This window comes from uncultured Cardiobacterium sp. (assembly GCF_938028185.1).
Lineage (GTDB): Bacteria > Pseudomonadota > Gammaproteobacteria > Cardiobacteriales > Cardiobacteriaceae > Cardiobacterium.
In genome coordinates, this window is record NZ_CALJAH010000019.1 from 1 (window position 1) to 5,247 (window position 5,247).

A 5,247-nucleotide genomic window follows, 5' to 3' on the forward strand; every position below is an offset into this window, starting at 1 on the left:
CGGCCATTCTCCTGGCAGGTAATGTTGACCCGGAGCGCCGAGATAAAATTCCCCGGTGTCGTCGTACAGGCAGATGGTGATATGCATCTCCTGCTCAATAATGTCGAGGAAATCCGTATGCCGCCAGTCTATGTTTTGTGTATTCATGAAAATTCTCCTGTATAAAATAAAAAAACAGGAGAACTGTCCCCGCAGGGAAACGTTCCCCTGCGGGTCAAAAAATAAAGCCCCAAACCTTGCGGCACGGGGCAATGGAATTGCACAGGGATTCTCCACAAGCCAAAGCCTGCCCACTGTCGTGATATGCAATCTGTCCAGGTTCACCTGGACGGCGCTGCCTTTATCAGCGCCCAAGGATCAGTACCCTGAATTTGTTTCTCAGCCGTCGAGTCCGACGAAGCCCCGATGCCGGAACACAGCGACTTTTTTGACGCTGCCGTCCGCTTGCACCTGTTCTTCAGATTCGCGCACGCTGAAAGCGTAAACGGGGTTGATCCCGTTATCGGCCAAGATTTGGTGCAGGACGATCATGAAGAAAGGGGCTCCACCGAGCATGGCCGCATCCGCAGCCGGGTACTGTTCTTGTACCAGGGCGAGGATTTTGGCAGCGCGTTCGACCATTTCCTCCCTGTCGGGAATCTGGTCAAACGTCAGCGCATCAGTGATGATGCGCTTGTGCCCGGGGTTCGGCTCAACGACACCGGCAGCAAGCTGCTCTGGAGAGGCAGCGTGCTGGGTGAGGTTGATAATCAAGATTTACCTCCTGATGTTAGGCAGGAGATGCAAGACTCCCCGAGGGGAGTTTGTTCTCCCCTGCGGGTTGATGAACCTGCCCGAAGGCAGGGTGAAGAGGAAGTTGGGTCAGAGCAATCCGACCCACTCCTCGCCGTTTTGACGGCAGGCGGTGTAACCGCTGCCGTCACGCCACAGCTCGACGAGGAGCTCTTTTTCCTCGTCAAAGTCCTCGGGGGCGTGGTTCTCAACTGAGAAGTGCAGCTTTCCGCGAATGCGGAAAGTGAAGCACGATTCGTGCTCCATTACCGCATACAGCGGTGATGTTGCACGGAACCATTCGTTCCAGCTCAGAAATGAGCTAGGGATAAATCCGCCGAGAAGTTTGACGAATTCGATTTTCGCGGATTTTGTTTGAAGATTTTCGAACATGGGATTCTCCTGTTGAAATAAAAAACAGGAGAAACAAAGACCCTCGCAGGGAAATCGTTTCCCCTGCGGGTTGAGAAGTGCTGCCTTGCGCAGCAATTGAAAAAGTCGCCACACCGCTTGCGCGGTGATGCCGGGATTGCGGGCGAGTTTCGCGTGATTGCTCACGCATATCCGATACGGTCCGGCTCTTTGTAAAGGTGTGCTTAAAGTCCACATGACTGGTGTTTAAAGTTCACCAAACTATTGGTATCGGAATATAGACCTTCCCGCCCGGAGCGTCAAGCCGTTTGCTGCTGTTTTCCGATAAAAAAACCGGCCATGAAGGCCGGTTCGGGTTGATGGTCAGATTTTGCAAATATCCAGCAGGCGGTAATCGGCGATGGTGATCATCCAGGCTTCATCCTGCCAGGCGAGATGCAGTCGCTGTTTTCCAAGATCGGGTTCCGTGGGCAATAACGGACAGAGCCATTCCAGACCGTAGTGCGGGAAGTTTTCCCGGATATTTCGTCCCTGGCACAGCGCGGCGACGATTGTCGTCGCGACCGGCAGGACATCAGCATCGGCGGCAATCTCCGCCGGGATGGCTTCGACTGCGGTGACGCTGCCGTCTTTGAGGCAAACGGCGTAATACCCGATACCGGGCGCGAGTGCAGAGGAGATGTTGGTGATACCGTCATCGCCTGCTTCGTATTCGTACGTCGTCTGCACCGGCAGGGTGACCAGGGCAACGCTATCGCTGATGCGCTGGCAACGCTGCTGGCCGCCGTCAAAGTCATGACCGAGCCAGCAGGCCAATTGTGCGTAAAATCCGGCACCGGCATCATCGTAGAGCGGCATGGCAACAATATCGTCCAGCTCCCGCTTGCGGGTCACCGGGTTCCTGCCGAGGCGCAAGGCGTAGTCGGCGTAACCATAGCCGAAAAACCAGGCGCTGCTGCTGCCGTCATCGAGCGGGACGATATCAAAGATACGGCACTCGTCGTCGGCGACAAGCTGGCGTGCCAGTTCGGGATTGTCGGAATACTGTTGCAGTATGGCCGTAACGGCGGTGCGGACTTCGTTGATGTCATCGAAGTTTTCTTTGGGGAAGAACATGGGAAGCTCCTGTTGTTGAAAAAAAGCAGGAGCCTCCCGCAGGGAAGCCCCTGCGGGGAATGGCATCGGATGGATGCGAGGTTCAGTTCGTTTGTTGTTCGATCAGCACTGCCAATATGGTGTCTTGCCAAATTGTGACGCGGTAGCACCGCTCGTGCAGTTGTACTGTCAACCAATCGCTACGTGCGAACGGATTGTTGTTGGAGGTGGGCTCTTTGATGAGCGTCCCGCCAAGCGCCGGGATGCTATCAGCCCAGGCAATACCATCTACTTCACGTTGCTGTATGGCGATAGCCAACAAGGCGATGACGTCAACTGCATCGGCATGCCACAACGCTTGTCTGGCACAAAGGCGGGCGACGGTCACAATTCTGTCGCCATCGCGTGCGACCGCATATTGGCAAACACGCTGTTCATCATCACAGCAACAGACCAGGATCAGCCGGTCGTTGATGCTACGGGTTTTGCAGGTTGATTCAGGAACATCCGCCACGCCCCAAACATGCAGCAACGCGGCTAATGCCACAAGACTATCTGTCGGCTCGTCGAACTCCCGCAAGGGGTGCACGCGGTACATTTCCAGCTTGCCTTGCGAGGCAAAAAAGCAGGCAACAAAATCATGCCCGGCATAATGGATGAGTAGCGCATGGAGGAAGGAACCGCCATCAATCAACCGCTGCTCGGTATGCAGGACGAGGACGTCTGTTTGCTGCTGCAGTATTCCGGTCCAATAACCGTTTCCGCTATTGTGCTGGTCAATACAACGTTGCAGTGTCTTTTCAACGAAGACGCAATCGAGATCTAACTGAATGTTTTGCATAAAAGCTCCTGTAGAAAAAATAAAAAAAACAGGAGCCTCCCGCAGGGGAGGCCCCTGCGGGGGAAGGCACCGCTCAGATGCGGTGAATCAGGTGATTAGCGCCGTGGCGGGCTGCATTCGCGCAAGCCGGAAATCTCGCGTTTTTGGCTGATTTCGATGCGGAAATAGCGACCGGCATGACGGACGGCGAGCCATTCACGCCAGATGCCGGCGCATTCAACCGGCGATGTGGGCGGTTCCAGCAGTTCACCACCAAGTTCCTCAATGGTCTCTGGCAGCGCGATGCCGTGACGCTCACGCTGCTTCAGTGCCATGCTGAGGATGGCGACGATTTCGGCAGATTCCGGGTACCAGATAAGCGCTTTCGCCTGAATTTTGGCGACAGTGGTGATGACGCCGTAGCTGAGGATCGCGCCGTACTGGCATACCCGCTCATCTTCGTCCGCACAACGGACAACCAGCAGGCCTTCATTGACCCTGTAAGCGGTGCAGGGTGCTTCCGGGTCATCGTCAATTTCCCAGAAACACAGTTGGGCGGCAAAAGCCACCATGACATCGTCTGCGTCAAACTTTGGCAGTTTGGCCAGTTCGTGCAGTCTCGCATCGCCCGGCCCGTCGTAGAGGACGGCGGCGGCATAACTGCTGTCCAGGTAATCGAGCAGCAGTACATGGACGTCACGGCCATCGATGAATAGCCGCGCCTCGGCGCGCTGGACGCGCAAGCCTAATTGCTGCCGCAGCAAGGCAAGCCAATCGCCGTTTTCGTTGCAGTAATGAGCCAAGCAGGCTTGCAGCATGTCTGCCACGTATTTGGTGTTGATATCGTTCATAAAAGCTCCTGTCGTTGAGAAAGCAGGGGCCTCCGCAGGGGAAGCCCCTGCGGGGGATGGGTAGCGGGCGCTACCGGATGGGTGCGGATGATGTCAGTGTCCGCCTGCGCCGTTATCGAGAGCGCTGGTCAGATACAGCTTCGGCGACGCCGGTGATGTATCGTCATCTTCGTCGTCGCGGCAGTAATAGCTGCCGTCGCGCAGGATGTAATCCTCGGCGCAGCCCCAGTGCGAGAACGCCATTTCGTAGGCTTCGCGTGAGCCGTCTTCAAATTCGCCCCCTGCCAGCAGCTTGCCACCTTTCATGTCGTAGGCACCGGCATTACTGCCGATGTCTTCATCGGCATAGCTGACCGAGAACACTTCGGCGGGGAATTGCCGCGACAACGCCTCAAGGACGGGCCAGGGATGCATGAGCGCGGTTTCAAACCACACTTCACCGCCCTGGTGGCGGTAATGGTATACGTTCCACTTGCTGCCCCAGTGCTCGCAACGCCAGTCGTACCAGTCCACAAAGCCATGCAGCTTGAAGTGCAACCGGTAGCGCCGTGCAGCGCGCGCAGAGGTGAGCCGGTGTTTTGCCGGTGTGTCCTTTTGCTCTTGGTCGAGGCAAGCAACAAATCCGGGATCGGCGACAGCTTCCTGCCAGGATTTGCCCTGTTGGTACAGCTGCGCCGCGTGTTGCGCGGCCAAGCCGGAGAGAAGGGCGATGGCCGGATGCTCCGGGATAATCAGGCTGAAATCCCGCAGCCGGGACAGCGCATCGCTGTTGTCGCATTGGACGTGGTTGGATACCCAGTTTGGCATGGATACCTCCAGTTTTCAGGGTTGAAAAAGGGGTATCCGCCCCCACGGGCAGATACCCCGTGGGTGATGTTTGGTGTAAAAGCGACGAACTAATCGCGGTAATAACCGGGATAGTTGCTTACCGGGTTATATTCCCGGTAAACCTTTTTGACAGCAACGGTTTCTCCCCGCGCTGCCTTGGCTTTACAAAACAGGTCGTAATCATCGTCTTCTTCAAGGTAAGCAACTTCGTCAAGGCGGGTAGAAAATCCCGATACCTTGTCAGCGATGCCGAGGCGGCGCAGTTCCGCCATTGATACTTCAACCCAACCGTGGGCAGGGCCAATGTGATAGATATAGCATGTTTGCATGATGTTCTCCTGTTGAACGAAAAAAGCAGGAGAAACAGCAATCCCGGCGGGGGAATCGTTTCCCCTGCGGGTTTGAGGTGCTGCGATGCGCAGCGGATTGAAAGACGCCGACACCGTTTCCGGCCGGACGCAGGAAGATCGGCATGGCGTCCGTAATGCACCTTGAGCAAGTGCGGCTATG

Annotated in this window: 7 protein-coding genes; all 7 read right to left on the bottom strand. The window is 56.1% G+C overall.

The features are described 5' to 3' along the window. Positions 1 to 378: 378 nt before the first annotated feature. On the bottom strand, positions 379 to 753 hold the full coding sequence (locus Q0349_RS00720) for a hypothetical protein (RefSeq protein WP_298078838.1): 375 nt from the start codon (positions 751 to 753) through the stop codon (positions 379 to 381). Positions 754 to 861: 108 nt separating this feature from the next. Continuing rightward, entirely contained in the window at positions 862 to 1,329 is a 468-nt protein-coding gene (locus Q0349_RS00725) for a hypothetical protein (protein WP_298078839.1), read from the bottom strand. A 177-nt stretch (positions 1,330 to 1,506) separates the two neighbouring features. Continuing rightward, positions 1,507 to 2,259: a hypothetical protein gene (locus tag Q0349_RS00730; RefSeq protein WP_298078840.1), complete on the bottom strand. Its 753-nt coding sequence runs from the start codon at positions 2,257 to 2,259 to the stop codon at positions 1,507 to 1,509. 82 nt (positions 2,260 to 2,341) lie between these two features. Next, on the bottom strand, positions 2,342 to 3,079 hold the full coding sequence (locus Q0349_RS00735) for a hypothetical protein (protein ID WP_298078842.1): 738 nt from the start codon (positions 3,077 to 3,079) through the stop codon (positions 2,342 to 2,344). A gap of 95 nt (positions 3,080 to 3,174) precedes the next feature. Continuing rightward, complete coding sequence (locus tag Q0349_RS00740) at positions 3,175 to 3,909, bottom strand: hypothetical protein (RefSeq protein ID WP_298078844.1); 735 nt, start codon at positions 3,907 to 3,909, stop codon at positions 3,175 to 3,177. Positions 3,910 to 4,002: 93 nt separating this feature from the next. Next, entirely contained in the window at positions 4,003 to 4,716 is a 714-nt protein-coding gene (locus tag Q0349_RS00745; protein ID WP_298078845.1) for a hypothetical protein, read from the bottom strand. Between the two features lie 89 nt (positions 4,717 to 4,805). After that, the coding region (locus Q0349_RS00750) for a hypothetical protein (RefSeq protein ID WP_298078846.1) at positions 4,806 to 5,247 on the bottom strand (442 nt) is incomplete at its 5' end.